The organism is Streptomyces sp. NPDC001714 (assembly GCF_042892755.1).
Taxonomy (GTDB): domain Bacteria; phylum Actinomycetota; class Actinomycetes; order Streptomycetales; family Streptomycetaceae; genus Streptomyces.
Genome location: NZ_JBIAUL010000047.1, coordinates 1 through 24,689, shown reverse-complemented (window position 1 = coordinate 24,689; position 24,689 = coordinate 1). Strand labels below are relative to the sequence as shown.

Sequence of the window (24,689 nt, the reverse complement as noted above, 5' to 3'; positions counted from 1 at the left end):
ACGAACGCAAGGCCGACCACTTCCTGGCATTCACCGCCATCGCCTGCAGCCTCATCTGCTACCGCAGACTCGCCAAATGAGACTGCGTCTAAGGCGCGCCAGGCACGCCCAGCCGCGGGCAACGTGCTCGCCCGGCTGCAGCAGATCCGCGCCGCCGCACTGTCGGGCGGGTTGGCCGTGCTCGCGGCGGCCAACAAGGGCGCGGTCGCGCGCCAAGTCGAAGCCGATCGCCGGGTTTCGGCACACGCCACCGAGGCCGACCGCCGCAAGGCCCTGTTCGAGGCCGCCACGGCCTCCTTCACCTTCATCGCCGACGCCTTCCTCACGACCCTCACGACCGCCGCCCCGAGCGCGGAGGTCCGCAAGGGCAACCAGGGAGGCTGGACCGTCCGGATCAACGACGCCCAGAGCTCAGCTCCAGCACCGCGCCGTCCAGGGCCTTGGGCGTCGTAGGGCGGGGCGGCGAGTTCGTCGGTGAGGGTTTCGATGCGTTGTTTGGTCGCGCGGCCGGCGTCGGTGAAGTGGCCGTGGGTGTCGATGAGTCCGCGTTTGCGCAGGCCGTCCATGACCGCGGCCAGGCGCTCTTTCGGCAGGTGATGGATGCGTCCGAACGACTCCGGCGGGTGGATGCCCACACCAGCCCCGGGGAGCCGGCCAGTTCATGGTGGTACCTGGACCCCGAAGGAGAGTGCGTCGGTCACCCGTCAGGATCGAGCACGACCGGAAGCTCCGCGAGGCCGCGGAAGGCCGGGAAGGGAACCTCAAGCCACCGAGCTTCGGCGCGGGGGTCGGCCAAGGTCATCCGCGGGAACCGGTCGAACAGGGCGGTGAGCGCCAGCTGCATCTCCAGCCGGGCCAGCGGGGCTCCCAGGCAGTAGTGGCTGCCGTGCCCGAACCCGAGATGCGCGTCCTGCGCGTTGCCCGGACGCATCACGTTCAACTCGTCCGGGGCGTTGAACTTCAGCGGATCGCGGTTGGCCGAACTGAGCGCGACCTGGACCAGGGCGCCCTTGGGAATCCGGGTCCCGCTGTACTCCACGTCCTCGGTCGCGTAACGGAACGTCGCGCTCTCCACGGAGCCGTCGTAGCGCACCAGTTCCTCGACCGCGGCACGCATCAGCTCCCCGTTCTCCCGCACCGCGCGCAGCTGTTCGGGATGGGACAGGAGGTGATGCACGGCGTTGCCGATCAGGTACGCGGTCGTCTTGTGACCCGCGAGCATCAGCAGGAACGCCGTGGAGACCAGCTCGTTCTCGGTCAGCCCGCCGTCGTGGTCCCGGACCGCGGTGAGCGCGCTCAGGAGATCGTCACCCGGACGCCTCCGCTTGGCGGCGATGAGATCGGAGAAGTACGCGTGCAGGTCCTCCTCCGCCTTCTGCTGGGCCCGCTTGGCCTCCTCGTCGAAGCCGCTCTGAGCCACTGTGGAGGACAGGTTCTGCATCTGCGACCGCTCCTGGGGCGGTACACCGAGCAGATCGCAGATCACGACGATCGGCAGCGGGAACGCGAACGCCGGCAACAGGTCGAAGGGCTCCCGGGTCGGGCACTCGTCGAGCAGGCCCCGGACGATGTCCTGGATCTTCGGCCGCAGAGCCTCCACCCGCCGTGGGGTGAACGCGGAGCTGACCAGCCTGCGCAGCCGCGTGTGCTTGGGCGCGTCGGAGTTGAGCATGTTGTCGTCCAGCGCGACGGACGAGTCACCGAAGATCCTCCGGTAGGCGTCCAAGGCCCCGTACATGTCCTTGCTCAACCGCGGATCCGCCAGGGCGGCCCGCGCGTCCTCGTACCGGGTGATGAGGTACGTCTCGTTGCCGTGCGGCGGTCGCATGGGGCAGACCGGGGCCGCGTCGCGGAGATGGGCGTAGACCGTGTGGGGGTCCCGACGGAACTCCGGGATGCAGCGTTCGGCCGCGGTGACGGCCTCTTGCGTGGTGGTCACGGGCGACTCCTGAGGTCGAAGAGAGCCTCGGCGTTGCCGCCGAGGATGAGCTGCTGCGACGCCCTGTCGACCGGCAGCTTCTCGATCATGCGGATCTGCTCCGCCAGCGGCACGGCCAGCGGTGGTGAGTCGGTGCCGAACAGCATCCGCTCGGGCCCCAGCACCTCCGCGTTCAGGCTCAGGTGCGCCGGACTGAACGGGCTCGTGTCGACGTACATGCGCTGCAGCGCCGCCGCCTGCAGGCGCTCCGGCAGCAGCGCCATCGCGCCGCCGCCGGTCGCGCCGATCAGCCGTAGATCCGGGTACTTGTCCAGCCACCCCGCGAACGCGATCATGGCCATGCCCATGGTGACGTCGCCGAACCGGCCGATCTGCTCGACGAAGCCGATCTCGTCGACCTGTTCCGTGCCGACCGGTTCGGCCGGGGCGTGCACCAGGACCGGCACGCCCACCCCCGCGGCCAGCGCGAAGAAGGAGTCGGCCCGGGGGGAGCCGAGCAACTCCCCGTGGACGCTGGACGTGGTGATCAGGCCGACGAAGGCCGGGTCCGCCAGGGTCTCCCGCACCCCTTCGAGGTGATCGTCGTCGCCGAACGGGTTGGCGTACACATAGCCGCGCAACCGGTCGGGGAACCTGGCGATCAGCCCCGACATCCAGGCGTGGAAACTGCGCAGCCGGTCTCGTGGTTGCGCGTAGTTGTCCACGCCCGGTACCCGCGCCATCGCTCCGGCGCCGACGGGGCTGCCGATGATGGTGAGGTCGATGCCGGCCTCGGCGCGAGCGGCGAGCATGCCGTCGACGTCGGTCAGGCTCGGAGGCATGGGGAAGCGTTCGGCCGCTTCCGGCGGGGAGAGATGCCCGTGGATGTCGATGATCACGTGTCGCTGCCCGGTTTCGGTGTGAGTGCGCGGGTGACCGCGGCACAGTCCTGGTCGCCCAGTCCCTGCTCGGTGGCACGGACGTGGGTCTCTGCCGCGGCGGTCGCGAGCGGCAGACTCAGGCCGACTGCCGCCGCCTGTTTGGTAGCGAGCATGAGGTCTTTCGCCATCAGCCGCAGCCGGAAGTCCGGCTCTTCGAAACGGCCGGAACCCAGGCGCCTCGACTTGAACGCCATGACCGGAGAGGCGAAGCCGCTGCCCGCGACGGTCCTGAGGACCGACTGCCGGTCGAGGCCGCAGGCGGTCGCCAGTTCGGTGACCTCGGCCAGGGCCTGCACCTCGATGCCCATCAGGACGTTGAGGCACAGTTTCATCCGCATGCCGGAACCGAGTGCGCCCAGATGGACGACCTCCTTGCCCAGCGCCTCCAGCAGCGGGCGGCAGGCGTTGAACGCCTCTTCCGCGCCGCCGACGAAGAGCCGGAGCTCGCCGTCACGGGCGTGGTCGCGGTTGCCGAGCATGCCGACGTCCACGACCGAGGGGATGTCCCCGGCGATCTGGAGGACCTCTTCGGGGGAGACGGTGCTGGCGCAGACGAGGACCCCGGGGTAGGGGCTCTTGGAGAGGATGCCGTCGGGGCCGTGCAGCACGGAGCCGAGGGCTTCGCCGTCGGCGACGACGCAGATGGCGGCGCTCGTGCCCGCGACGGCTTCGGCGGGGTGCCGGGCGACGAAGGCACCTGCCGCGGCAAGAGGTTCAGCCCGCTCCGGGGTACGGTTCCAGACCCGGACCTGTGTTCCCCGGTCGAGGAGGCGGGTGGCCAGGCCCGTGCCCATCGTGCCGAGCCCGAGTACGGCGACGGGGCCGTTGGCGGTGCGCGTCATGACGTCACTCCCTTGGTCTCCTTGACGACTCGGAACCGCAGCGACTGGGTCGAGTCGACCCACTGACGCAGCGGAGCCACCAGTGCGCGGTGCTCCGCGCTTTGCTGCCAGGCGAAGAAGTGCTCGGCCGTCTGCCACTCGCTGGTGATGACCCACTGCCTGGAGTCGTCCACGGGTGCTCCCAGCCTCTCGACGATGTGGCCGGGGGTCCGGGCGACGGACTTGCGAAGTTGGTCGTACAGATCCAGGAATCCCTGCTCGCCGCCCTCGATCACTCGGACGGTGAAGACGACGCTCAGCTTGTCGGCCGGCTGGCCGTTGTTCCTCGTGCCCATGTCTCCTCCTGAGGGTGAGATCCAGCAGGACACGACTCCCACGGCCTCATGTCCCCCGTGCGGACGCAACTCCGAATGGGGGACGGGCCAATGGGGACAAGGGAATCACGGTCCGTGATTGCTCTGTCCGGGTGAGTGACGAGGGGGTGTGTGCAGGACTCCCGGCTTCGTCGGCGAGGCGACGTCAGCGGGTTCTTCGTCCGCTGGTGGTGCACAGATCGCGACCAGCGCCCGGACGCCGCCAGGCGGCGGCCGACACGGTCGCCCGGCCGCCTGGCGAGCATGGAGCCCCCGAGGAGCCGGTGTTCGTACCGAAGTCGGCGGATGCCGACGAGGGCGAGGGCTATCTGCTGGCGTTGGTCGGCCGGTGCGACCAGATGCGGCACGACCTGGTCGTCCTGGACGCCCTCGACATCGCCGCCGGCCCGATCGCCACCGTGAAGATCCCCTTCCGGCTCAGGTACGGCTTCCACGGCACCTGGGTGCCCGCCGGCGAACTGGGAAAGTGAGAAGGACATGCGACTCACCAGGTGCGGCCACGCCTGCGTCCGGCTGGAGCGAGACGGCGTTGTCATCGCCATCGACCCCGGCAGTTACTCCGACCCGCACGCGCTCGACGGTGCCCATGCCGTGCTCGTGACCCACGAGCATGTGGACCACTTCGCCGAGCCTGCACTGCGCGCGGCGGCCGAAGCCGACCCCGGCCTGCGGATCTGGGCCAACCGATCCGTGGCGGACCAGCTCGCCGGGCTCGGCGGCGGCCGGGTCACCGTGGTGGGCGACGGGGACACCTTCGATATCGAAGGCATCCACGTCGAGGTGCATGGAGAACTGCATGCCGTGGTCCATCCCGACCTGCCGCGGGTCACGTGTGCGGCGCTCGGCGTCCCGGCACCAGGAGGCGTCGGGCAGGTAGAGCCGACGGTCGATCAACGCCCGTCCCCTGCTGGAGGCGTAGGCGAGGAAGACCCCCACCTGAGTGTTCTCGATCCGGCCGGCGGCGCCGGTGTACTGCCGCTGCACGCCCGCCGAGGCGGTGCCCTTCTTCAGGAAGCCTGTCTCGTCCACGATCAGGACGCCGTCGTTGGCGCCGAGGTGGTCGAGGACGTAGGCGCGGATGTCGTCGCGTACCGCATCCGCGTCCCAGCGCGCGGTTCGCAGCAGCCGCTGCATCGGCCCAGGTCGGACGTGACCGGCCTGCTCGGCCAGCCGCCAGCAGTTCTTGCGCTCGACACCGGATAGCCGGCCAAGCACGAACGCGCGGGCCGTCGCCCGCGGCTCCACCCGCTTGAACCGGCCCCCGATCCGGGCCATGGCCTGGTCGAACATCGCCCGCCAACGGGCGCCGTCTATGCTGTGGCCCGCGGCCACCGCATGATCGTCATGAGTCTGGGCTGGCGACGCGTCGGATCGCGGACCGGTATCCCGGCGAGGCCAAGACTGACGCGAGAGACGCATACGTCATGGCCGACGCAGCGCGCACGATGCCGCATTCCTCCTTCGGCTTCGCTGCTCTCGGCGCTTGTCAACTGGTCAGGATCGCGCTCGCGACGACATCGAGGAGGTGATCGGCGCGTGGCGCGAACGAGGGTTGATCGCCCATCCACGCCAGCGCGGCTACCAGCGCGAACAGATCGGTGCCATCGATGTCGACCCGCGCTGTGCCCGCGGCCTGAGCACGGTCGAGGAGTCCCGTGCCGGCCGCTCGCATGGTGACGCAGGAAACATGGAGAGCGGACTCGCTGTCCTCCAGTGCTGCCGCCATCAACTCCGTGGCGCCCCGGTATTCGCGTGCCACCGCGACGCAATCGCGTAGCCACGAAACGAGAGCGTCTTCGGGCGCGCTTGACGTTTCGAGCTCGCCTGCCCTGACCGTCAGCTCGTCGAAGCTGGAGCGGAGCAGGGCGTCGAGCAGCGCCTCGCGTGTGGGGAAGTGACGGAGCAGCGTGGCGAGCCCCACGCCGGCCTTGCGCGCGATGTCGCGAAGCGATGCCTCGGCGCCATGCTCGGTGATGACGGTGCGCGCAACTACGAGCAGGTGGTCACGGTTCTTTTGTGCGTCGACCCGCATCTACCTCTCCCGATTTTCCGGATCAGTGGTCCAGTAAGCGTACCCGGCTGGAAGTGCTCGGCGTCTTCGGGCCACTGCTCCTGCTTGTCCGTGGGGCCGCCGGCGTGTTGCCGCTACGAGTCCAGGGTGTGCGTCCGGACTGTGTTGTCGCCGCGTGTGTGGAGCGCGGTGAAGGTCATGCCGGTCGCCCTCCAGCCGTCGGAGATGCGGCGGACGGCGAACTCGTAGTGGCCCCAGACCTCCCACATCCTGCTGCCGAGTGAGGCGTCCAGGAGGTTGTAGGTGTAGCCCTTGACCTTCACGGACGCCTCGTCGCCGGTTATCTTGACGCGGTGGTGGCCGACAAAGTGGTAGCTCGACTTCTTGGCGTGCATGCCTGCGCGCCAGCCGCCGACGAGATCAACGTTCGTGGTTTCTTGCGCTGTGCTGTCCGCAAGGCCGGAGAAGTCGACCTGGACCTTGTCCGTGAACAGCGCTTCCGCGGCTTCCCATTCCTTCGCATCGACGTGGTCGAAAATGCTGTCGACCAGTTCGATGATGGCGATGCGGTCGGTCAGTTGAGCCAGATCGGTCATCGGGATTCTCCTTGAGTGAGTGGGTTCTGATGAGTCGGCCCGCGGGCGGCACCGGAGCACCCGCGGGCCTTCCTACGCCCGACCTGGGCGCGGGCAGGGTCGGATCCCTGCGTCTGGTGGCTCAGTCGAGGTACTTCGGGAAGGTCGGCATGCCGGCGAAGTCACCCGGGTCGTGCTGAACCACGACGCGGGCGTTGGTGTTCGCCACGATCTTTGCGAACCGGTCGAACGAGGCCAGCGTGTCGGCGCGGCTCGCATTCGGGACCGGCACCAACTGCTTCTCGTAGTTCTCGCGCAGGTGGAAGAGGTCGCCCGACAGCAGCACCGCTCCGGAGTTCTCGAGCTTGACGAGGAGAACGAGCGAGCCCGGGGTGTGGCCCGGCGCCCTGAGAATGGTGACGCTCCCGTCGCCGAAGACGTCGTGATCGAAGTCCAGGGCATCAACCTTGAAGCGGTTGAGCAGCTCGGTCGCCTCGCCGTCGATGCCGAACGGAGTCGGGATCTGGCGCGCAAACGCGAGTTCCGCGGCCGAGACGAGGAAGGTCGCCTGGGGGAAGAGCCCGACGTTGCCAGTGTGGTCCTGGTGAAGGTGAGAGAGCGCGACGAACTCGATGTCGTCGGGGTCCAGCCCCAGCTCTGCCAGCTGGTCCTTGAGCGTGCGGCTCACCGAGAACCGCCCGCCGAACTTGAGCTCCGAGCCGCCCGGCAGGTCGGCGATGCGGTCACCGTTGCCGGTGTCCCACAGCAGCCAGCGGTTTCCGTGCTGAATGAGAAAGGCCGGGGTGGGCATCAGGACAGGCCGGTCCTGGAACTCGCCCGTGTCCGACATGATGCTTCCCTGCTGGAACACGGTGAGTCCACCGTCGAGCGTGTAGATCCGGACAGGGGTCTGTCCTGCGGAGTTGGCGGTCGTGGTGTTCGTCATTGGCTGGCGTCTTTCCGGGACATGCAGGAGGGGCTGGTTCCCGCTCCTGGAAGTGGTCCTGTTTCGCGCTCCTGCGGCGGAAACGGGGTCGAGCATGTTGTCCGCGAGCTGGGGAAGCGGCACCCCGTCGTCACGCAGGGCTTCGGGGCCGCCGCGCAGGTGGACCCTGATCGCCCTCGTCGTGCGTGGGGTTCCTCCTTCCCGCATGCGGGGACTCTCGTAACGGATCAGTGGTCCAATAAACCGGACCACTGATCCGAATATATGGATCAGTGGTCCGGATAGTCAAGCAGGGCCAGGCGTGCGCCGATGCCGGACAGAATCGCGACCGTGTGTGTCGCGGTTGCAGGGGCCGCCGCTGCCGGACGCGGCGCAGGGGCCTCCGCCGCCTCGGTGCCGTGCAGATCGGCAGCCGCGCTCACGCCGTGGGGCGCCACCGCGCGCACAGACCTCCGGGCCGGGGCCGTAGGCGACGGGGCCGGCGCCCAGGCGCCGAAGGAAGTCGGAGGTGCTCTCCGAAGCGGTGCCGATCATGCGAGCGCCGGCGAGTACGGCGAATTGGACGTCGAAGACGCCGACACCTGCTCGGCGCCCTGCTGAACCCGCCCCCCGTGTCCCCGCGCAGGCTGCTGCACTGGTCAACCTGGCGCAGACGCCATCAGGCGACAGCCCGCCGAAACCACTACCGGCGACGACTTGCCCCTCCTGCAACCGGGTAGATCACGAAGTCGCACTGGAGTACTAACTGACCATTTCAGAATGACGCGCTTGGTCCGACGTTTGTGTGGTGCGAGGATGCGTTCTCGACTGCGTGGTTAAGAAGTCATCTCAATTGGCGAGCGTGCCTTCGAGTGTGAGAGCGAGGCTGCCCGGCCCAGGCGCCATGGCTTGACCGTGGTGTGAGACTTGCAGCATGGACATGGGGCGGGAGTCGCGGTGGGAGAAGGACGCAATGACGGTGGAGATCGTTTTCGCCCTGGTGACTGCCGTCGCACTGGCTGCGGCGGTCTTCGCCGTCGCTCTGTCTCTCGCACTGGTCTTTGACATCTCCGGTTCGGTGAGGAAGGGCGTGTTGGTGGGGGGTGCATTGCTCGGAGCGACGGCCGGAGTGTGGCGCCTGGTACGGGTGCTGCTTCGGTTCGACGAGCAGCGCCGGATGGGCCGTTGACTGCCGGCCTCTCTTCGAGGTCGGTAGCCTGCCGACGTGGGGATCATTGAGCGGCTGGTGCCGGATGAGCTGTGGCAGTTGTTCCAGCGGGTGGTTCCGGAGGCTCCGTCGCGGCCACAGGGTGGTGGCCGGCGCCGCCATGGTGACCGGGAGGTGCTGGCCGCGATCGTGTTCGTGGCGACGTCCGGCTGTACGTGGCAGCAGCTGCCTGCAGCGTCGTTCGGGCGGTCCGTTGCGACAGCCCACCGCAGGTTCACCGAGTGGACGAAGGCCAGAGTATGGGCCAAGCTCCACCGTCTAGTCCTCGACGAAATCGGTGCCCGCGGCGAGCTGGACTGATCCCGCTGCCCGATCGACTCGGTGAACATCCGAGCCCTGAAAAGGGGGACCTGACGGGTCCGAATCCTGTCGACCGGGGCAAGTTCGGCTCGAAGATCCATCTGATCACCGAGCGGACCGGTCTGCCCCTGTCGGTTGGAATCTCCGGCGCCCACGTTCACGACAGCCAGGCCCTGGTCCCGCTCGTGAAGGGCATACCGCCCATCCGGTCCCGCCGACGCAAGCCTGACAAGCTTCACGCCGACAAGGGCTACGACTATCGCCACCTGCGGCAATGGCTGTCTCAGCGCGGCATCCGCCACCGCATCACCAGTAAGGGCATCGAGAGCTCACAGCGACTCGGGCGACACCGCTGGACCATCGAACGCGCCTCGTGGCGCACAAGGCGCGCTCGACCACCCAGTGGACCTTGCCCAGGCCGCTTCCGTGGGCGACGCCGCGTCGGGTGATCATCGGCTTGATGCCGCGTTTCCACAGCAGGTGGCGGTAGTTGTCGTAGCCGTAGCCTCGGTCGGCGTACAAGCGCCGGGGCTTGCGACGAGGGCGTCCCCGCGGGCCCCGTACCAACGGGACGGCGTCCAGTAGCGGCAGCAGTGGGGTGACGTCGTGGCGGTTGCCTCCGGTGAGTGTGACGGCCGGGGGGATGCCGTGGCGGTCGACGATCACATGGTGCTTGGAGCCGGGGCGGCCGCGGTCGACGGGCGAGGGGCCGACGTGGTCCCCCCTCTCAGGGCCCGGATGTGTGAGCCGTCGACGGCGCAGTCATCCAGGTCCAGCAGGTTCGCTCGGCGTAGTTCGGTGAGCAGGGCGGCGTGCAGACGCGGCCACACACCGGCCTCGGTCCAGTCCCGCAGCTTGCGCCAGGCCGTGACTCCGGAGCAGCCCACGGTCTTCGCCGGCACGTCACGCCAGGCAACACCGGTCCGCAGCACGTACAGCACGCCCGCAAGCGCCGCCTGGTCCGGCACACGCGGGCGTCCAGGGTAGCGATGACGACGCTCAGGAACGGGTGGCAGCAGCGGCGCCACCCGCTGCCAGAGATCATCAGGAACAAGATCGACGGGCACCGGCACAGGGTGCCGACCAGGATCGATCGCTGCAAGAGCATGGGCTCAACTCATATTGAAACGATCAGTTCTGCGCGGCGAACAGACGGGACCAGCAGAAGCCGCGGATGCAGTGATTCAGCACGGACGGGTGCATCGCGGCCCGCGCCGCGGCGAGACTCGCCTCGGCCAGCGGCCCGGGAGGCAGCGCGAGTAGGTCACCGGACAGTCCGTGCGGGAGGGCGGATGAAGTCGTGGTCATGGAGGTGACGTTACGAAGCTGCTCGCGGGGCGAAAAGTGGCACGGATGCCAACTACCGCCACAGCCGTGCCACATGTCGCGCGATGGCGTCGTGAACGGTCCGGACGGCCATCCCGCAGGGCAGGGAATTCGCCGAGCCGGACGTCGGCGCGGAGCGGGCTCGACGTCGGCAGGCCGGCACCTTCACCACCGTGGAATCGACCGCATCCAGCAGGTGGCAGGATTCGAGGTATGTATGTCATTGCAGCCAACCAGCTGGTCACTTAACGTCGGAACTACGCCATAGCAAGAGAAGGGAATCACCGTGATAGCCGATATCACCGCGCCGGACAGCGATATCGCCCGCCAGGCCGAGGAACTCGCGCGGCGCGTATCCAGCGACGCTCTCTTCAATCACGTCATGCGGTGTTACTGGTTCGCCGAACTCTTTGCCCAGCAGGAGGGGACGGAGGTGGACAGTGAGCTGATGTTCCTCTCGACGGTACTGCATGACCTCGGTCTGACGGAGCACGCTCTGGGTCCTCATCGATTCGAGATCGAAGGCGCCGGTGCGGCACGTTCCTTTCTCGTCGAAAACGGCGTCTCGGCTGAGCGGGCGCAACACATCTGGGACAACATTGCGCTTCACACGTGGGACTTTAATCCGTTCCGGGGTGACACCAGTCGCCTCATGCAACTCGGACTGGACTACGACGTCTCCGGGGCCCAGCACGCGACACTGGACCCGGCCGACGTCGCCGAGGTGCTCCGGCGCTATCCCCGGCTCCACTTCAAGCGGGTCTTCAACGAGCTGCTGAACCACGAGGTCGACACCAAGCAGCCGTACCACCACTGGGTACACATCTGCACGCGCGTCGCCCACAACCGGTCGCCGATCCCCATCGCCGACGCGACAGCCGTCCTGGACTGGGCCCCGTTCGACGAATAGGACGTCGCCCGGCCGTGCTGTCGCGATCCACCACTCATTTCCGGTCGCCGCCTTGCGGCCGGGGCGACCACGGTCTGCGGCACCAGCACTGAACTAGACAATCCGCACAATCACCCGGCCCTCACGTGAGGCGGCTTCTGCAGGGATGCCATCTCGCGAAAGGCCGGCATGCCCGATCACATACCCGTTAAGTGAGGAAAAAGAGATGGATCTCAGCGCGTACGAATTTCGCAACCAGCCGTGGTTCGACCAGGAAAACTTCCAGGGATTCAACGAGGCGATCCCTATGAAGACCATGGTCGTTCACTGCTTCGACCCGCGAGCGGCTGAAATTCCTGAGGCCGTGGCCAAACACTTCGGGGACGAGGTCTTCCCGGGCGAGAACATCCTCGACGAGAACGGCAATCGAGTCGGCCACACGCGCACGCTGTTCCCCCTGGCGAACGCCGGTGGGCGGGCGGTCGACGCGCTGCAGGCGGTCGCCACCATGGACTACCTGTTCCACTTCGAGACCGTGGTGGTGGTGCACCATTCGTTCTGCGGTGCGACGGCATTCAGGCCGGACCAGCTCATCAACCGGTACCGCGACGAGCACAGCGTCGACATCTCGGATGTCTTCAGTCGGGACGACTTGACCATTCCGGACTTCGACGAGTCGATCAAGCATGACCTCGCCCTGCTCCGCAGTCACCCCGCGGTGCCGAAGTCCACCAGGCTCTTCGGGTTCTTCTACGAGATGAACACCGGCGAGCTCACCGAAATCGCGCGGGACGTACCCGCGTAAGCGTCGCCCTACCTGCGGTGATCCGACCTGACCTTGGCAGGCGTACGCAGGGATCCTCCCGGGGCTGCCGCGGCTCCGTCTTCCGACCGGGCGACGGACGGGCGCGGCATGCCTCCCCGGGAGGTGTCCTGCGGCGCCGGTGGGGCCGTTGCGGCGCGAACCCGGTCTCTATGGCGCCGCGGCAGGCGTGCCCGTCGCGGATGGTCCGCAAGGCTGTGGCATAAAATTGGGCATGCCCTTGAAAACTGCCAAAGATCAGATTGCGGCCGCTCGGAAGATCGTTCTGGTCGCCTATGACGGCGCAAAACTCATGGATATTGCCGGCCCGCTGCAAGCGTTCAGCGAAGCGAATCTCCTCGGCGGCCGTCCCGCCTATGACGTCGTCCTCGCCTCTGAGGACGGCAGAGCCGTCACCACCGACACAGGCGTGCGGCTGGAGACCTCACGGTTGGATGATGCCGCCCTCCAAGGCGTCGACACCCTGCTGGTGTCGGGCGGCGACTTGAGACTGCCTCCGGCTTCGACGGAATCACTGCGTTCCTGCCTGGCCGAGCACCTCGCCCAGCCGCGCCGACTCGGCTCCATCTGCACCGGAGCGTTCGTCCTCGCCGAACTCGGCGTGCTCGACGGCCGGGAAGCAACCACCCACTGGGCGTTCTGCCGCCAACTTGAGAGCGAGCACCCCGCCATCAAGGTGGATCCGGACGCCCTCTTCGTCACGTCGGGCCGGATCTGGACGTCAGCCGGTGTGTCGGCGGGAATCGACATGGTGCTGGCAATGATCGAGAATGACCTCGGCCGCGAAACGGCCCTCAATGTCGCACGGGCCATGGTGCTCTTCCTCAAGAGGCCCGGAGGGCAGGCGCAGTTCAGCATCGAACTGCGACAGCAGATGCAGGACGTACGAGGCCGGTTCGACGACCTGCACGACTGGATCCGCGCGAATCTCGACGCCGATCTGTCCGTACCGGCACTCGCCGATGCCGCCCATATGAGCCCCCGGAACTTCGCACGCGTCTACCTGCGCGAAACCGGCGAGAGCCCGGCACGAGCCGTCGAGAAGCTCCGACTTGAAGCCGCAAGACGCCTTCTTGAGGCGACACGTGATCCCGTGCGTGTCGTCGCGAGACGAACGGGTTTCGGTGACGACGAGCGTATGCGACGCGCGTTCGTCAAAGCCCTGGGTGTGTCTCCTCAGGACTATCGCAGCCGGTTCGGGCAGCTCCACCAGGACTGACCGCCCGGCGTGGACCAACCGACTGCCATCGCTCCGCGCGCCACTTTGCAGGTCTCCCAGCGGAGGGAGCCGGGCGATGCGACGCCACGAGAGCTCCTCGCGGGCAAGATGCGGCACGGACGTCAACCATGGCTGCAGAAGGGATACATGACAAACAGGCATCGCGTGACAGTGCTCGTACTGCCCGGTGTTCTCGGGCTCGAGTTCGGCGCCGTGACGCAGATCTTCTCGACGGACCCGCACTACGCGCTGACCGTATGCGCGGAGAGCGGTCCCGGATCCGTACCCTGGTCCGGATTTGCGGTCACCGTCACCGCCGGCCGAAGCGCTCCACGACGCCGACACGGTGATCATCCCGGGTTGCGACGACATCGACGCCACGCCGGCGCCCGACACCCTGAGGGCGCTGCGGGCGGCTCACGCCCGGGGCGCCCGACTCGTCTCCATCTGCACCACGGCCTTCGTCCTGGCCGCGGCCGGACTGCTCGACGGACGCCCGGCCACCACGCACTGGCGGTAGGCCGAGCAGTTGCGCAGGCGCTACCCGCACGTCGACGTCCGGCCGAACCAGTTCTATGTGGACGACGGTGACATCCTCACGTCCGCCGGCGTCACGGCAGGGATCGACCTGTGCCTGCATCTGATCCGCATCGACATGGGCTCAGCGGCGGCGAACACCCAGGCGCGGGATCTAGGCGCTGTTTCTCGGATCATGTGCGGAGCCAGATCAGGAGTGCTGCGAGTGTGACGGTGCCGAGGTAGGTGTAGGCGCGTTTCTCGTAGCGGGTGGCGACGGCGCGGAAGCCCTTCAACCGGTTGATCGCGCGTTCGACGGTGTTGCGTTTCTTGTAGTGCTCGCTGTCGAAGCCCGTCGGACGCCCGCCGCGAGAGCCGCGGTTGCGGCGGTGCTTTTGCTGGTCGAGACGTTCGGGGATGGTGTGCCGGATTCCACGTCGTCGCAGGTACCGGCGGTTGCTTCGGGACGTGTAGGCCTTGTCTGCCAGGACATGGTCGGGGCGGGTGCGAGGCCGTCCGACTCCGGTGCGGGGCACGGATACCTGCGCCAGTACACGCTCCAGCTGGGGGCCGTCACCGTAGTGTCCGGGTGTCAGGACGAGGGCGAGGGGTCGGCATCGCCCCTCCGCGGCGAGGTGGATTTTGGTGGTGAAGCCTCCGCGGGAGCGTCCCAGGCATTCGCCGATCTGACCACCTCCTCCAGCCGGGCGGCCAGTTTCCGCAGGACCGGATCGGCCGGGTTTGTCCCCCGCACGGCCCCCTTTTGGACAACCGCGGCCGGCGGCGCTTTCCTCGCGCCGGCGGCATGCTGGTGAGCCCGCACTGCTGTTGAGTCCACCGACACGTCCCAGTCGATCTGGCCCGCAGCGTCCTCGGCAGCCTGGACCTTCGACAGCAGCATCGCCCATGTTCCATCTGCTGACCAGCGGCGATGCCGTTTATAGACGGTCTCCCACGGCCCGAACCGCTCCGGCAGGTCCCGCCACTGCACGCCCGTCCGCACCCGGTAGAGGACCCCGTTGATCACCCGACGGTGATCACTCCACCGGCCCCCACGCACACCACCACGAGGCAAGAACGACTCCAGCCGATCCCACTCCGCATTGGTCAGATCCCCACGGCCCATGCCGCCAGCCTGACCCCAACACCCCACCCACGACAGGAGATCCGAGAAACAGCGCCTAGTCGCGCCGCCTCGACGGCACGGAAGCCAGGCTCAGTTCGTCGAACAGTTCCGTCCCGGTCGATCGCGGAGGCGTCGAGGTGCTGGAGCGCGACAGCGCCGGCAGCTGCGGCGGCGAGGTGGCCGTTGAAGGTTCCCGAATGGCTCAATACAGCGAAGCCGGTGATGTCGGACTGTGCTTGGACCTCAGCGAAAGCGGCTCGGCACAGGCCGGGCGCGGTCGTTCAGCGTCCCGCGTGCTGTGCGAGATATCGACCGCGAATGGATTCCAAATGAGTACTACTCATTTCACGGCGACCAGTTTGGCGGGGGATTGGAAGGGGTGGGTCGGCGGATGACCGTTCCGGCTTGATGTCCTTCTACCTGGGATGATGGCTCCGTCAGAGGTGACCCGAGTGGTGCCGGCCCAGTTGGTCCATATGCCATCGGCGTTACGTCATCAAAAAATAGATCTGCCTATCGTCTTGACCGGAGTGCCTGCATGCCCTGATAAATGCAACTCATGGCAACCAGCGGGGGTTCCAGGAAGGACACCACAGATGAGACCTCCACGCCTCGGCGCGGGGACCGTCACGGCGCTCGCAGCGGCGGCTGCCGTCTTCGCGGCCGTGCTGCCCGCTACGCCCGCCTACGCGGCCACGACGAACTTCTACATCGACCCTGTCAACGGCAGTGACAGCAACTCGGGAACCAGCACTGGCGCGGCGTTCAAGACCATCCAGGCCGCCCAGGCCGCGGTCCGAGCCGTGAACGCGAACATGTCCGACGACATCGTGGTGAACCTGCGCGGCGGCACCTACCCCCTCACCAGCCCGATCAGCTTCGGCACCAGCGACTCGGGCACGAACGGCCACACGGTCGTCTACCAGGCGTACAACGGCGAGACCCCGATGATCACCGGCGGCAAGGCGATCACCGGCTGGAGCGCGGCTGCCAACGGCGAGTACAAGGCGACCGTGGGCAGCCTCAACTTCCGGCAGCTGTACGTCAACGGGGTCCGCGCCACCCGGGCCCGCTACCCCGACATCGGCTCGGACTTCCAGCTGGATGGCAGCGACAAGACCAACAAGCTGCTGAAGTTGCTCAGCTCACAGGTCTCCAACTGGAACAACCTCAGCCAGGTCGAGATGATGCTGGAAACGCAGTGGGGCGAGAGCTACCTGCGGCTGAAGTCGATCAGCTCCAGCAACGGCACCGCCAACGTGTCGATCCAGGACCACGAGGCGGGCATCCTGTTCCAGCGGCCCTTCCCGATCCTCGCCGACGGCTCGCCGCTGCACTTCGAGAACGCCCACGAGTTCCTCAACGAACCGGGCGAGTTCTACGTCGACACGGCCGCGCAGACCGTCTACTACAAGCCCCGCCCCGGCGAGGACATGTCCACGGCCACCGTGCAGGCACCCACGCTGCCCACGCTCTTCGACATCAAGGGCACGAGCCTCGACAGTCCCGCCCACGACCTGCGCTTCTCCGGGATCACCTTCACCCAGACCACCTGGATGGAAGCGACGAACAACGGCTACCTCAACGCCCAGGGCGGCAACTACAACCTCTCCGCCGACACCTCCAACCACCAGTACGTCGGCCGTCCGCCGGCCGGGGTCCAGGCCGCGGACGCCGACCGCGTCTCCTTCACCGGCAACACCTTCACGCAGATGGGCGCCAGCGCCCTGGACCTGTCCCACGGCGTGCACGACAGTACGGTGACCGGCAACCTCATCTCCGACATCGCCGGCAACGGAATCATGGTCGGCAAGTTCTCCGACCCGACCGTGGAGTACCACACCGTCTACAACCCGCCCACGTCACCGGCCGGTGAGGACGCCCGGGAGGTGGTCAAGAACGTCACCGTCAAGAACAACCTGATCACCCGCATCGGTGAGGACTATCCGGGCACCGCGGGCATCGACGCGGGCTTCGTCAACAGCACCACCATCGACCACAACGACATCAGCGACACCCCATGGGCCGCCATCTCACTCGGCTGGGGCTGGCAGGCCGCCGCCAACGCCGAAGGCAACAACAGCATCAGCTACAACCGCATCGGCAACGTGATGAACCGGCTGTGCGACTCCGCCGGTATCTACCACCTGTCCAACGACCCGGGCACGGTCATCAACGGCAACTACATCCACGACGTGGTGCGGGGACCGGCCGCCTGCACTTCCGCGGTCAGCGGGATCTACCTGGACGAGGGGTCGGACAACATGACCGTCTCGAACAACGTGCTGTCGCACACCGACGGATTCATCAATCAGAACCGCAACGGAACCAACGTCACGCTCACCAACAACACGACGTCCGGTGACTTGGTGATCAAGGCATCCGGTCTGGAGTCCGCCTACCAGGGGCTGGCAGCCAAGATCAACCTCGCCTACAACAAGCCGGCATCCTCGTCGTCGGTCTACGGTTCCTGGACGCCGGCCTCCAACGCCGTCGACAACAACGGCTCGACCGGCTGGTCGCCGACCGGCAGCGACACCTCGGCCTGGTGGCAGGTCGACCTCGGGCAGGCCTACCAGCTCGGCCAGTACTCCCTGACGACGCGCCAGGACCTCGACCAGCCTGAGACGCGCAGCCAGTTCGAGATCCGTGGCTCCAACGACCCGTCCTTCGCCACCTACACCGTACTGGGACGCCAGGACGCCACCACCCTGCCGCTCGCCTCCACACTCACGGGCAACATCGACGTCCGCCAGAAGTTCCGCTACCTGCGCATCGCAAAGACCGACGGCGCCTACTTCTTCATCGCCGACTTCAGTGTCCAGCAGGCCGGCGGCGCGTTGGAGGACGCGACCGGCACGCCGAACACCGACCCGTCGACGAACTACACGATCAAGAACGTCAACAGCGGCCAGCTGATGGACGTGTACCAGAACTCCACCGCCAACGGCGGGAGCGTCGTCCAGTGGCCGAGCAACGGCGGTACCAACCAGCAGTGGAACATCGTCCCGGTCAGCGGTCAGCTCTACAAGATCGTGAACAGGAACAGCGGCAAGGTCCTCGACATCAACGGCTCCAGTCACTGGAGGGGAACCGCGCTGCAGCAGTACACCTACAACGGCGGCAACAACCAGCTGTGGTATTTCGAGCCGACCAGTGGCGGATACCTCATCCGCAACTTCGAGACCAAGCAGGTCCTGGAGGTGGGTGCCGGATCGACGGAGAACGGAGCCGCCATCAGCCAGTGGATGCCCCTGAACCACTCGTACCAGGCATGGACGATCCAGTGACCGGGTGACCCAGCACAGGACGATGGCGGGTGTGGCCGGAAGGCGAAGGCTTTCCGGCCGCACCGTACCCGCCTTCGGCATGGCTCTCAGACGGGGATTCCGCTGACGTTGACGACGTCGGGGTGGGTGAAGGGCAGGCGATGGCGGCGGGCCTCGCACGTATCGCCACCGGTTATCAGGGCCTGGGTGAGGAAGAAGACGCTCTTGACATTGATGTCGAAAAGCCGGTCGAAACTCTCCTCCGTGTGGTCCTCGAACGGCCGCCAGTCCGAGACGCCGGCGTTCAAAAAGGCCACGTCCAGCTCTCCGAAGTGCTCACGCACCCGCTCCGCCAGGCGCGAACTGGCCCTGGCCACCCTGGTCACCATCGTCCCCGTGCTGATCGTCTTCCTCTTCTCCCAGAGCGCCCTCGTGGCCGGCATGCTCGCCGGCGCGACCAAGGAGTGAGGCACCGGGCAGCTGGGCGGACCTGACCGAGATCCGGCATCCGAGTGAGTCCGACACACCGTGACGGTCATCCCATCCCTCGCCCGAGCCACCTGACCACCACCCACCGCAAGGAAACGCCCAGTGAAACTTCTACGAGTCGGCGCGCCCGGCGAGGAGCGTCCCGCGGTCCGCACGGAGGACGGCCGGCTGCTCGACCTGTCCCCGGTGACCTCCGACATCGACGGCGCCTTCCTCGCCTCGGACGGTGTCGAGCGGGCCCGGTCGGAGGTCGCGGCGGGAAGTCTGCCCGAGCTGGACCCGGACGGTCTGCGGATCGGTGCCCCTCTCGCCCGCCCTGGCAAGATCGTCTGCGTCGGCCTGAACTACCGCGACCACGCCGCCGAGACCCGCGCGGCGATCCCCGAGCGCCCGGTGGTGTTCATGAAGGACCCGGGCACCGTGATCGGCCCCTACGACGAGGTGCTGATCCCCCGAGGCTCCGTGAAGACCGACTGGGAGGTCGAACTGGCGGTCGTCATCGGACGACGGGCCCGTTACCTCGACGGCCCGGAAGCCGCGCGGGCCGTGATCGCGGGGTACGCGATCAGCCATGACGTCTCGGAGCGGGAGTTCCAGCTGGAGTACTCGCCGCAGTGGGACCTGGGCAAGTCCTGCGAGACGTTCAACCCGCTCGGACCGTGGTTGGTGACCGCCGACGAGGTGGGCGATCCGCAGGACCTCGGTCTGCACCTGAGTGTCAACGGCGTGAAGCGGCAGGAGGGCCACACCAGCGACATGGTCTTCCCGGTCGACCACATCGTGTCGTACCTGAGCCAGTACATGGTCCTGGAGCCGGGTGACGTGATCAACACCGGTACTCCGGCGGGCGTGGCCCTCGGCCTCCCCGGCGCCCCCTATCTCCGCCCCGGCGACAGCGTCGAGCTCTCCGTCGACGGCCTCGGCGCCCAGCGCCAGACCTTCGGCCAAGCGTGAAAGGCATCCCTGTGAGCAGCTTGCCGAGCATGAGTGGCCTGTCAGGGCTCAAAGCCGTCGTCACCGGCGGTGCGTCCGGCATCGGGCTGGCCACGTCCCGGATGCTGGCCGAGCACGGCGCCAGGGTGGCCGTCCTCGACCTCGCCCCGGACCAACTCCCCGCACCGCTGATCGGTCTTCGGGCTGACGTCACGGACGACGCGTCGGTGCGCGCCGCCGTGGAACAGGCCGCCGAGCGGTTCGGCGGCCTGGACATCCTCGTGAACAACGCGGGCATGGGCGCCATCGGCACCATCGAGGACAACCCCGACGAGCAGTGGCACCGGGTCCTCGACGTCAACGTCCTCGGCATGGTCCGCATCACCCGTGCCGCGCTGCCGTATCTGCGGCGCTCTTCCCACGCGGCCATCGTCAACACCTGCTCCATCGGCGCCACCGCCGGACTCCCGCAGCGCGCCCTGTACTGCGCCAGCAAGGGCGCGGTCCTGTCCCTGACGCTCGCGATGGCCGCCGACCACGTCCGCGAGGGCATCCGCGTCAACTGCGTCAACCCCGGCACCGCCGACACCCCGTGGGTCTCCCGGCTCCTCGACGCCGCGGACGACCCCGAGGCCGAGCGCGCCGCCCTCAACGCCCGCCAGCCCATGGGACGCCTGGTCACCGCCGACGAGGTTGCCGCCGCCATCGTCTACCTGGCGAGCCCGGCGGCGGCATCCGTCACCGGCACGTCGCTCGCGGTGGACGGCGGCATGCAAGGACTGCGGCTGCGCCCCGAGGGCCGGTCGTGAGGACCACCACGCTGGGCGGCAGCACGGTTGAGGTCTCGGAACTGGCGCTCGGCTGTGCAGGCATCGGCAACCTCTTCCACCCGGTCACCGACGAGGCCGCCCACGCCACGGTGGACGCGGCCTGGGACGCCGGCATCCGCACCTTCGACACCGCCCCCCACTACGGCCTCGGCCTGTCGGAACGGCGGCTCGGCGCCGCCCTGCGCAACCGCCCCCGTGACACCTACACCCTCTCCACCAAGGTCGGACGGCTGCTCGAACCCCGCCCGGAGGGCGGCCGTGGCGACGACCTCGCCCAGGGCTTCGCCGTCCCGGCCACCCACCGCCGCGTCTGGGACTTCAGCGCCGACGGCGTCCTGCGCTCCCTGGAAGCGAGCCTGGACCGCCTCGGCCTGGACCGGGTGGACATCGCCCTACTCCACGACCCCGACGACCACGCCGAGCAGGCCCTCACCGAGGCCTACCCGGCGCTGGAACGGCTGCGCGCCGAAGGCGTCGTCAAGGCGATCGGCATCGGAGTCAACCAGTGCGCGCTCCCCGCCCGCTTCCTGCGCGAGACCGACATCGACGTCGTGCTGCTCGCCGGCCGCTACACCCTCCTGGATCAGGAGGGGCTCGCGGAGGTACTGCCGGAGGCCGCCGCCCGTGGCAGGAGTGTCATCGTCGGCGGAGTGTTCAACTCGGGTCTGCTCACCAACCCCAAACCCGGGGCCATGTACGACTACGCGCCCACCCCGCCCCATGTACTGGACCGGGCCCTCCGCATGAAAGCGGTCGCCGACCGCCACGGCGTACCGCTGCGCGCAGCCGCTCTGCGCTTCCCGCTCGGCCATCCGGCGGTCGCGAGCGTGTTGTCCGGCGCGCGTTCCCCCGAGGAGGTCCGGGACACGGTGGACCAGATGCGGCGGACGGTACCGGCCGCGCTCTGGGACGAACTACGTGCCGAGGAGCTGCTGCCCCCGCACGTCCCCGTCCCCGCCGCCGCACCTCAGTCGTGGGGGTGACCGCCATGGAGACGAGCACCGCTGAGGGCGTCATCGACGCACACCACCGCGTGTGGGACCTCTCCGTCCGCGCCGCCGAGTCCTGCTGCGGGCTTCGGCGGCATCTTCGCGCCGAAGAACCCGGCCGTGTCCAGCGCGATGCTGGCCGACAAGATGCGCCATGTCCTGGACACCGGCGCCGCATACCTGTGCGCGGGCGACAACTCCTGCCTCACCCACATCGGCGGCGGCCTGTCCCGGCTGCGGACCGGCGTCGGCACCATGCACCTGGCCGAGATCCTGGCCTCCACCGAAGGGAACCTACGGTGAGCGGCGCCGACAACGTCGTATGGCTGGGCACCCCGTCCTTCCCCGAGGCGGCACGCGCCGCGCTCGCCGACACCCGGCTGCGCGCGAACCTGCGCCGGGCCACCGGCACCATCCGGGACCGGAGGCTGGCGGTCACCGCCGAGCTCGACGACTGGGAGGACCTGCGGGAGACGGCGGCTGCCGTCAAACGCCGCACCCTGCGCCACCTCGATCGCCATCTCCTGCGGCTGGAGGAGACGGTGACCGCCGCCGGCGGCACGGTCCACTGGGCGGCGGACGCAGCCGAGGCGAACGCCATCGTCACGCGGCTGGTGCGGGCGACCGGCGAGAGCGAGATCGTCAAGGCCAAGTCGATGGCGACCCAGGAGATCGGCCTCAACGAGGCGCTCGCCGAGGCCGGCATCCGCGCGTACGAGACCGATCTCGCCGAACTGATCGTGCAATTGGGCGGCGACCGGCCCTCGCACATCCTCGTACCGGCCATCCACCGGGGCCGCTCCGAGATCCGCGAGATCTTCCGGCGGGAGATGGGCAAGTGGGGCCGGCCCGCCGCCGAGGGACTCACCGACGACCCGCGCGACCTGGCCGAAGCGGCCCGGCTCCATCTGCGGGAGAAATTCCTGCGGGCCAAGGTGGCCGTCTCCGGAGCCCACTTCGCCGCTGCCGACACCGGAACGGTGGTGGTCGTGGAGTCGGAGGGCAACGGGCGGATGTGCCTGACCCTGCCGGAGACCCTGATCACCGTCATGGGCATCGAGAAGGTCCTGCCCTCCTTCACCGACCTGGACGTCTTCCTCCGGCTGCTGCCCCGCTCGTCCACGGGCGAGCGGATGAGCCCGTACACCTCGTCAGGATGGCTGCTGGCCGTGCACGTCAGCGACTGCGGCATTGCCGACCGCCCAAAAGGGCAGGTCAGCCAGGGTGGTACCCGTCGCCTCACCATTGACAGGGTGTTGGTGCAAGGCGTGCCCGGCCGACTACGGCTAGGCGTCAAACCCGGCTTCGCCAAGGAGGAAGGCACCCGGACCATGGACTGGTACCAGCACCAGCACACCCAGACCGCGCTGAGGCGTGCGGCCTCGCGCGGGTCGAGTCGGTCTTCGCCGACGACGGAGACCACGACGGAGACCACGGCGGCCGCGGCGAAGCCGTTGCCGGAGCCCGCACCAGCGCGGTAAGCCCGGCGGATGACTGGCACACAGCCACCGGCGTCGTCCTCGACGAGTCCCTTGCCGTGCGGCGCATCCCGCTGGGCTTCTTCCCCGTCGAGTTCGACACCCAAGTGCGCGTTGGCGCCCCGATGCAACCCTGGCCACCAGCACCGACCTCCCACCCCACTGGAGCGCACTCCCGATACCGCCCTACGCCGCGTCTTACCCATCGCCGCCGAATCGGCGGATGCACTGGTGCGGCTCGGCTCGGCCCGGCGGGCGGCGAGGTAATTGTCGGGCAGCCCTGCGAACTGCTGTGGGCCCAGCCGGCAACAGTGTCGGACTGAACTGTCGTGAACGTCTCCCGCACTGCTCGCCGTTGCTACAGTGATCTCGCCTTGCCGACCGGTATGGGGGGGCGTCTTGGCGCGACTGGTCAGTGTCCACGGAATAGGTCAACAGTATTCGGGAGAGCGGCAGTTGCACGCCGCCCGGTATCCCGCGCTCGCCGACGGGCTGACCCGTGCGGGTGCCCCGCCGCTGCCGGAGTCGGATCTTGAGTGCGCCTTCTATGGAGACCTGTTCCGTATCTTCGTCGGCCGCACCCTCGCTGTGCAGGACCCGCCCCTCGACGCCTCCGATGTCGCCGAGGGTTTGGAGAGCGACCTGCTGCTCGCACTCTGGGCGGAGGCCGCCCGCACCGACGAGACGGTCCTGCCGCCCGGCGCCCGCACCCTCGCCCGCACCTCGGGCGCCGTCCAGAGAGCCCTGAACGCCCTTAGCCGCTCCCGCTTCTTCGCCGGTGTCGCCCTGCGCACTCTCGTCGCCGGTCTCAAACAAGTGCGCGCCTACCTCACCGATCCGGTCGTGCACGCGGCTGTGCAGCAACGCCTCGCCGACCGAATAGCGCCCGCTGTGCAGGTAGCGGGTCAGCGCCGCGCCGTATGAGCCGGTGCAAACAGGCTCAGTCCTCTTGTGCTGTCGAATGACAGAAGGGCTTCGCCTCTGTTTCGGAGGTGGGTGCCGCCTCGCCGGTTTCTTCACGGGGCAGAAGACGGCGTGAGTGAATGAGGGTGGCGTAGCCGCTAGAGCTGGCCCCCTCTGGGGAGGCGCTCGTTGGATTCGTGAGGGGCGGGTGCATCGGTCGTCCAGGACGCGAGCATCCGTAGTGCTTCGTCAGAGGCAGATCCGGGGTCGGTAAGGAAGGTGAAGAGGGTTTGGTCGGGGTCGTCGGGGAAGGTGAGAGCTTCCGTGCGCAAGGTCAGTTCGCCTACCACTGGGTGGTGCAGCACCTTGGTGTCGTGAGTGATCCGAACAACCTTCTGTACCGCCCACCACTGGCGGAAGGGCTCGCTCTTCATCGACAGTTCGCCGACCAGTTCTGCCGTGCGGGCGTCGTTGGGATGTCGCGCTGCATCCATCCGTAGCGTCCCGACGAACACGGCTGCCACCTGGTCCCAGCTGTGCGCGAACACCTCGCGGGCTGTCTCGTCGAGCATGATCCACCGCACCGCGTTGCGTTCACGCACCGGCATCGCGTCAAAGTCGGCCAGAACAAGCCGCGCCATACGGTTCGTCGCCAGGACGTCTGTGCGCCGCCCCAGGACAAAGGCGGGGGCAGGGTCCTTTGCATGATCGACGTCTGTCCGGTTTCATCCGGTGATGCCGAGGGCGGTCAGGGGCCTTCGCCAGTCGCGGGCGGCGTGGCGTAG

Annotated in this window: 22 protein-coding genes and 10 pseudogenes; 17 read left to right on the top strand and 15 right to left on the bottom strand. The window is 67.9% G+C overall.

Annotated features, from left to right (window positions below):
* The 5 genes and pseudogenes from ACFY0P_RS51265 to ACFY0P_RS51245 all read right to left on the bottom strand — a co-directional run.
* Positions 1–566, bottom strand: a pseudogene (locus ACFY0P_RS51265) (hypothetical protein); the annotation flags it as partial.
* A gap of 131 nt (positions 567–697) precedes the next feature.
* Positions 698–1,939 carry a cytochrome P450 gene (locus ACFY0P_RS51260; protein ID WP_388929378.1) on the bottom strand — a complete coding sequence of 414 codons (1,242 nt, stop codon included), beginning with the start codon at positions 1,937–1,939 and terminating at the stop codon, positions 698–700.
* Positions 1,936–2,817, bottom strand: a complete 882-nt coding sequence (locus tag ACFY0P_RS51255; protein WP_388929377.1) for an amidohydrolase family protein — start codon at positions 2,815–2,817, stop codon at positions 1,936–1,938. The genes ACFY0P_RS51260 and ACFY0P_RS51255 overlap by 4 nt, the downstream gene beginning before the upstream one ends.
* The gene (locus tag ACFY0P_RS51250; RefSeq protein ID WP_388929376.1) at positions 2,814–3,701 is read right to left on the bottom strand and encodes an NAD(P)-dependent oxidoreductase; all 888 of its coding nucleotides are present in this window, start codon (positions 3,699–3,701) and stop codon (positions 2,814–2,816) included. Before ACFY0P_RS51250 ends, ACFY0P_RS51255 begins: the two co-directional genes overlap by 4 nt.
* Complete coding sequence (locus tag ACFY0P_RS51245; protein ID WP_361123478.1) at positions 3,698–4,036, bottom strand: antibiotic biosynthesis monooxygenase family protein; 339 nt, start codon at positions 4,034–4,036, stop codon at positions 3,698–3,700. The genes ACFY0P_RS51250 and ACFY0P_RS51245 overlap by 4 nt, the downstream gene beginning before the upstream one ends.
* Before the next feature lie 302 nt (positions 4,037–4,338).
* Between ACFY0P_RS51245 and ACFY0P_RS51240 the strand changes: the two genes are divergently transcribed.
* Both ACFY0P_RS51240 and ACFY0P_RS51235 read left to right on the top strand, forming a co-directional pair.
* Positions 4,339–4,545, top strand: coding sequence for a carotenoid oxygenase family protein (locus tag ACFY0P_RS51240; protein WP_388929375.1), 207 nt, complete (start codon positions 4,339–4,341; stop codon positions 4,543–4,545).
* Positions 4,546–4,552: 7 nt separating this feature from the next.
* A pseudogene (locus tag ACFY0P_RS51235) lies at positions 4,553–4,831 on the top strand (MBL fold metallo-hydrolase); the annotation flags it as partial.
* 81 nt (positions 4,832–4,912) lie between these two features.
* On the opposite strand, the pseudogene ACFY0P_RS51230 reads toward ACFY0P_RS51235, so the two are convergent.
* A pseudogene (locus ACFY0P_RS51230) lies at positions 4,913–5,365 on the bottom strand (transposase); the annotation flags it as partial.
* A 62-nt stretch (positions 5,366–5,427) separates the two neighbouring features.
* On the opposite strand from ACFY0P_RS51230, the pseudogene ACFY0P_RS51225 reads away from it, so the two are divergent.
* Positions 5,428–5,532 (top strand): annotated as a pseudogene (locus ACFY0P_RS51225) (transposase); the annotation flags it as partial.
* Between the two features lie 29 nt (positions 5,533–5,561).
* On the opposite strand, the gene ACFY0P_RS51220 reads toward ACFY0P_RS51225, so the two are convergent.
* From ACFY0P_RS51220 to ACFY0P_RS51210, 3 genes are all read right to left on the bottom strand, one after another.
* Complete coding sequence (locus ACFY0P_RS51220; RefSeq protein ID WP_388929374.1) at positions 5,562–6,107, bottom strand: TetR/AcrR family transcriptional regulator; 546 nt, start codon at positions 6,105–6,107, stop codon at positions 5,562–5,564.
* Positions 6,108–6,220: 113 nt separating this feature from the next.
* The gene (locus ACFY0P_RS51215; protein WP_388929373.1) at positions 6,221–6,682 is read right to left on the bottom strand and encodes a nuclear transport factor 2 family protein; all 462 of its coding nucleotides are present in this window, start codon (positions 6,680–6,682) and stop codon (positions 6,221–6,223) included.
* A 121-nt stretch (positions 6,683–6,803) separates the two neighbouring features.
* Positions 6,804–7,703, bottom strand: coding sequence for an N-acyl homoserine lactonase family protein (locus ACFY0P_RS51210; RefSeq protein ID WP_388929372.1), 900 nt, complete (start codon positions 7,701–7,703; stop codon positions 6,804–6,806).
* An 817-nt stretch (positions 7,704–8,520) separates the two neighbouring features.
* On the opposite strand from ACFY0P_RS51210, the gene ACFY0P_RS51205 reads away from it, so the two are divergent.
* Together ACFY0P_RS51205 and ACFY0P_RS51200 are read left to right on the top strand one after the other, a co-directional pair.
* Complete coding sequence (locus ACFY0P_RS51205; protein ID WP_351720266.1) at positions 8,521–8,775, top strand: DUF6332 family protein; 255 nt, start codon at positions 8,521–8,523, stop codon at positions 8,773–8,775.
* A gap of 36 nt (positions 8,776–8,811) precedes the next feature.
* Positions 8,812–9,491: pseudogene (locus ACFY0P_RS51200) on the top strand (IS5 family transposase); the annotation flags it as partial.
* Here the strand turns inward: ACFY0P_RS51200 and ACFY0P_RS51195 are convergent.
* The 3 genes and pseudogenes from ACFY0P_RS51195 to ACFY0P_RS51185 all read right to left on the bottom strand — a co-directional run.
* Positions 9,475–10,181, bottom strand: a pseudogene (locus ACFY0P_RS51195) (IS5 family transposase); the annotation flags it as partial. The pseudogenes ACFY0P_RS51200 and ACFY0P_RS51195 overlap by 17 nt on opposite strands.
* Before the next feature lie 64 nt (positions 10,182–10,245).
* Positions 10,246–10,422, bottom strand: coding sequence for a hypothetical protein (locus ACFY0P_RS51190; RefSeq protein ID WP_388929371.1), 177 nt, complete (start codon positions 10,420–10,422; stop codon positions 10,246–10,248).
* A 259-nt stretch (positions 10,423–10,681) separates the two neighbouring features.
* A complete protein-coding gene (locus tag ACFY0P_RS51185; protein ID WP_388929370.1) occupies positions 10,682–11,050 on the bottom strand; it encodes a hypothetical protein in 369 nt (122 codons plus the stop codon).
* A 42-nt stretch (positions 11,051–11,092) separates the two neighbouring features.
* Here ACFY0P_RS51185 and ACFY0P_RS51180 point away from each other — a divergent pair, with 42 nt between their 5' ends.
* From ACFY0P_RS51180 to ACFY0P_RS51165, 4 genes are all read left to right on the top strand, one after another.
* Entirely contained in the window at positions 11,093–11,350 is a 258-nt protein-coding gene (locus tag ACFY0P_RS51180; protein ID WP_388929369.1) for a hypothetical protein, read from the top strand.
* 205 nt (positions 11,351–11,555) lie between these two features.
* Positions 11,556–12,134 carry a carbonic anhydrase gene (locus ACFY0P_RS51175; RefSeq protein ID WP_388929368.1) on the top strand — a complete coding sequence of 193 codons (579 nt, stop codon included), beginning with the start codon at positions 11,556–11,558 and terminating at the stop codon, positions 12,132–12,134.
* Between the two features lie 232 nt (positions 12,135–12,366).
* Positions 12,367–13,371: a GlxA family transcriptional regulator gene (locus tag ACFY0P_RS51170; RefSeq protein ID WP_388929367.1), complete on the top strand. Its 1,005-nt coding sequence runs from the start codon at positions 12,367–12,369 to the stop codon at positions 13,369–13,371.
* A 346-nt stretch (positions 13,372–13,717) separates the two neighbouring features.
* Positions 13,718–13,891, top strand: coding sequence for a DJ-1/PfpI family protein (locus ACFY0P_RS51165; protein ID WP_388929366.1), 174 nt, complete (start codon positions 13,718–13,720; stop codon positions 13,889–13,891).
* A gap of 190 nt (positions 13,892–14,081) precedes the next feature.
* Here the strand turns inward: ACFY0P_RS51165 and ACFY0P_RS51160 are convergent.
* Positions 14,082–15,013: pseudogene (locus tag ACFY0P_RS51160) on the bottom strand (IS5 family transposase).
* Between the two features lie 596 nt (positions 15,014–15,609).
* Here ACFY0P_RS51160 and ACFY0P_RS51155 point away from each other — a divergent pair.
* Positions 15,610–18,303 (top strand): RICIN domain-containing protein, encoded by a 2,694-nt coding sequence (locus ACFY0P_RS51155; RefSeq protein WP_388929365.1) that lies wholly within the window; start codon positions 15,610–15,612, stop codon positions 18,301–18,303.
* An 86-nt stretch (positions 18,304–18,389) separates the two neighbouring features.
* On the opposite strand, the gene ACFY0P_RS51150 is transcribed toward ACFY0P_RS51155, so the two are convergent.
* Positions 18,390–18,671: an SDR family NAD(P)-dependent oxidoreductase gene (locus ACFY0P_RS51150; protein WP_388929364.1), complete on the bottom strand. Its 282-nt coding sequence runs from the start codon at positions 18,669–18,671 to the stop codon at positions 18,390–18,392.
* Here ACFY0P_RS51150 and ACFY0P_RS51145 point away from each other — a divergent pair.
* The 7 genes and pseudogenes from ACFY0P_RS51145 to ACFY0P_RS51115 all read left to right on the top strand — a co-directional run.
* Positions 18,637–18,750 (top strand): annotated as a pseudogene (locus tag ACFY0P_RS51145) (carbohydrate ABC transporter permease); the annotation flags it as partial. The gene ACFY0P_RS51150 and the pseudogene ACFY0P_RS51145 overlap by 35 nt on opposite strands.
* A gap of 123 nt (positions 18,751–18,873) precedes the next feature.
* Complete coding sequence (locus ACFY0P_RS51140) at positions 18,874–19,725, top strand: fumarylacetoacetate hydrolase family protein (RefSeq protein WP_388929363.1); 852 nt, start codon at positions 18,874–18,876, stop codon at positions 19,723–19,725.
* 29 nt (positions 19,726–19,754) lie between these two features.
* Positions 19,755–20,513, top strand: coding sequence for an SDR family NAD(P)-dependent oxidoreductase (locus ACFY0P_RS51135; RefSeq protein WP_388929362.1), 759 nt, complete (start codon positions 19,755–19,757; stop codon positions 20,511–20,513).
* Positions 20,510–21,517: an aldo/keto reductase gene (locus ACFY0P_RS51130; protein WP_388929361.1), complete on the top strand. Its 1,008-nt coding sequence runs from the start codon at positions 20,510–20,512 to the stop codon at positions 21,515–21,517. The genes ACFY0P_RS51135 and ACFY0P_RS51130 overlap by 4 nt, the downstream gene beginning before the upstream one ends.
* A gap of 74 nt (positions 21,518–21,591) precedes the next feature.
* A pseudogene (locus ACFY0P_RS51125) lies at positions 21,592–21,826 on the top strand (heterodisulfide reductase-related iron-sulfur binding cluster); the annotation flags it as partial.
* A complete protein-coding gene (locus ACFY0P_RS51120; RefSeq protein WP_388929360.1) occupies positions 21,823–23,004 on the top strand; it encodes an LUD domain-containing protein in 1,182 nt (393 codons plus the stop codon). The pseudogene ACFY0P_RS51125 and the gene ACFY0P_RS51120, both read left to right, overlap by 4 nt.
* Positions 23,005–23,457: 453 nt before the next feature.
* Complete coding sequence (locus ACFY0P_RS51115) at positions 23,458–23,925, top strand: hypothetical protein (protein ID WP_388929359.1); 468 nt, start codon at positions 23,458–23,460, stop codon at positions 23,923–23,925.
* A gap of 137 nt (positions 23,926–24,062) precedes the next feature.
* Here the strand turns inward: ACFY0P_RS51115 and ACFY0P_RS51110 are convergent.
* A pseudogene (locus ACFY0P_RS51110) lies at positions 24,063–24,590 on the bottom strand (transcriptional regulator); the annotation flags it as partial.
* Positions 24,591–24,689: the final 99 nt, after the last annotated feature.

What these genes read in the sequence shown, in the direction of transcription:
- ACFY0P_RS51250 (WP_388929376.1), bottom strand. Translation starts at nt 3,701, where the DNA reads ATGACGCGCACCGCCAACGGCCCCGTCGCCGTACTCGGGCTCGGCACG.
- ACFY0P_RS51245 (WP_361123478.1), bottom strand. Translation starts at nt 4,036, where the DNA reads ATGGGCACGAGGAACAACGGCCAGCCGGCCGACAAGCTGAGCGTCGTC.
- ACFY0P_RS51220 (WP_388929374.1), bottom strand. Translation starts at nt 6,107, where the DNA reads ATGCGGGTCGACGCACAAAAGAACCGTGACCACCTGCTCGTAGTTGCG.
- ACFY0P_RS51215 (WP_388929373.1), bottom strand. Translation starts at nt 6,682, where the DNA reads ATGACCGATCTGGCTCAACTGACCGACCGCATCGCCATCATCGAACTG.
- ACFY0P_RS51210 (WP_388929372.1), bottom strand. Translation starts at nt 7,703, where the DNA reads ATGCTCGACCCCGTTTCCGCCGCAGGAGCGCGAAACAGGACCACTTCC.
- ACFY0P_RS51205 (WP_351720266.1), top strand. Translation starts at nt 8,521, where the DNA reads ATGGACATGGGGCGGGAGTCGCGGTGGGAGAAGGACGCAATGACGGTG.
- ACFY0P_RS51190 (WP_388929371.1), bottom strand. Translation starts at nt 10,422, where the DNA reads ATGACCACGACTTCATCCGCCCTCCCGCACGGACTGTCCGGTGACCTA.
- ACFY0P_RS51180 (WP_388929369.1), top strand. Translation starts at nt 11,093, where the DNA reads ATGCAACTCGGACTGGACTACGACGTCTCCGGGGCCCAGCACGCGACA.
- ACFY0P_RS51175 (WP_388929368.1), top strand. Translation starts at nt 11,556, where the DNA reads ATGGATCTCAGCGCGTACGAATTTCGCAACCAGCCGTGGTTCGACCAG.
- ACFY0P_RS51170 (WP_388929367.1), top strand. Translation starts at nt 12,367, where the DNA reads ATGCCCTTGAAAACTGCCAAAGATCAGATTGCGGCCGCTCGGAAGATC.
- ACFY0P_RS51155 (WP_388929365.1), top strand. Translation starts at nt 15,610, where the DNA reads ATGAGACCTCCACGCCTCGGCGCGGGGACCGTCACGGCGCTCGCAGCG.
- ACFY0P_RS51150 (WP_388929364.1), bottom strand. Translation starts at nt 18,671, where the DNA reads ATGGTGACCAGGGTGGCCAGGGCCAGTTCGCGCCTGGCGGAGCGGGTG.
- ACFY0P_RS51135 (WP_388929362.1), top strand. Translation starts at nt 19,755, where the DNA reads ATGAGTGGCCTGTCAGGGCTCAAAGCCGTCGTCACCGGCGGTGCGTCC.